The organism is Rodentibacter sp. Ppn85, assembly GCF_001999335.1.
In the GTDB taxonomy this organism is placed as follows: domain Bacteria; phylum Pseudomonadota; class Gammaproteobacteria; order Enterobacterales; family Pasteurellaceae; genus Rodentibacter.
This window is the reverse complement of the sequence record NZ_MLHS01000105.1, coordinates 1-2006: the sequence shown is the minus strand read 5'-3', so window position 1 is coordinate 2006 and position 2006 is coordinate 1. Positions and strand designations below refer to the sequence as shown.

The window sequence follows — 2006 nt, the reverse complement described above, 5'->3', positions numbered from 1 at the left end:
CTCGTATCCAGCAAGAGCTATATTCGTCCTGTTTGTATCGGCCGAGATAATCGTAGTGTTCATAAACTCGCACAGAATTGACCGCACTTTGGGGCGAAGAATCCAAAAAAACTCACCACATCAAAATGATATGTATCGCCGGTATCAAGGGTATAGCGGTAGTCGGATTGGGTTGCAATGACTGTCCTTTTATTTCACATACAAAATAGACCGCTTATCACCGTAAAGAAATACTGCACTTTAATTTTTCCAATCTAAAAAGTACGATAACGCCTAATTATTTTTTCGATTTCTAATAAACTCAGCTTTGAATCATATATTATTCTTTTTAATTAGCCGATAACCATTTTGGACTCCGATATTATTCTATTAGGTCATTTAATTGTTTAGCAATATCCTTATTCCCTATATGTAGAGAGTAAAGTTCATATTGATCAATTTTTATTTTCTCAACTTGTTCTAATTTTTTGAGAAGTTCTTTATACACTTTTATTTTTTTCTCTTGATTTCTAAATGTTGATGAAGGTAATGGAAGGGCATGATTAGTTTTGCGAGCGATTTCTTGTACCTTTTTTTGAATATCATTAATTTGATCTTGTAAAATACTCATTTTTTGCATTAATTTTTCTTTACTTAATGCGATAAAATGATGTAAAGAGTGTGTTTGACAGTTCTCGATAGATTCTCTCATACAATGGTTATTTACTTTGTAGAAGTGATAAAGTAATTTAATAATCGCCTCAATATTTGATAAATAAGTATCCATACTATGATAATGAATATTAAATTTCACAGAATGTGTTCTATCTTCTTTTTTAATCACTTCGTCTTCTGAAAGAGCCGCCATTTTAATTTGATTAATTTCATGTAAAGAAAATGGCAATATCATTCTTACTTCTTCATCTCCCACAATCTGGCAAAGATTTCCATGATGGGTATAGTAATCTTTCTGTTTATTAAAAAGAGACATAATGCCTGTCATAAAAGGGTATTCATCACCACGAATTTGTGCTTCATATGCCGTTGTCAGAATTTTATCCAAATTTCCATCAAGCACTCGCCCCGGTAATACCGGCACAATGTCAAAATCATTGACATGGCGAAAATGCGTAAACTTATCGCTGTAATATTTAGCAAAAACAGTATTCCCTACTCGTGGGGAACCAAAGGTATAAAGCAAGGGCTTAAATCCTTGTTCAACCAGATAAGCACTTAAAATTGTTGCAACGGCACCGCCTAGGCTATGTCCTGTAACATAAAGTTCTTTATTCATCTCTCTAATTTTATCTGTAAAATCTGTAAAACTTAGGGTTGAAATAATTTTATTCGCTTGTGTATAAAAACCTTTATGTACCTCTCCCTTAATTCCATAATCAGGTTTCATTTGTAAAGCATCAGCATCTATTTCAAAATCTTTTATTTCTTGTGTGCCTCGAACCGCAATAACAGCGCGTGTTTCATCCATATAAAAAAGCGCAGAAACACTCACTGTTTTATCATCGACATAGCCTGCATTTTGAATACCTTGATTGTTGCCAAATAAGAATACATCAATAAAGGGTTTAAAATTGGTCGAAATCTCATCCTTTTCATTTTTTATTGAAGTGAGTTTTATCTTAGTCCAATCCTCGACTTCACAATCCCTAAAAGGCTCTCGTGCGTTATCAATAAAATGTTGAAAATCTAAATTCCATTTTTGGTTATCTAGAATAACTTTACTATAAGCAAGTTTAGACAAATAACCGAGATTATACGCATTAATATAGTTATACTTATCTGTATGTTTTAGCCAAAGACTATATTCTAGCTCTCGGCAATCATTAATAATACTAAATCCATTATGGACGGTCATTTTTTACTTCCTCATCATAAAAATCTTCAAACCATTCTTTTTCTATTTCCCAATTAAAATAATCTCCTCGTAATATAGGTTTATTGCTATTCATGCATTCACTTTCTCCAGAAAAAATAGATAGACAATAATCAATCTTACTCACTTTTAGATT

General features: G+C 32.2%; 1 protein-coding gene. It reads right to left on the bottom strand.

Going from position 1 to position 2006, the window contains the following annotated elements:
• Window positions 1–361 precede the first annotated feature (361 nt).
• Entirely contained in the window at window positions 362–1852 is a 1491-nt protein-coding gene (locus BKL51_RS11690) for a lipase family protein (RefSeq protein ID WP_077466818.1), read from the bottom strand.
• Window positions 1853–2006: the final 154 nt, after the last annotated feature.

Excerpts from the sequence above, each read along its gene's own strand:
- BKL51_RS11690 (WP_077466818.1), bottom strand. The coding sequence starts at position 1,852 with ATGACCGTCCATAATGGATTTAGTATTATTAATGATTGCCGAGAGCTA.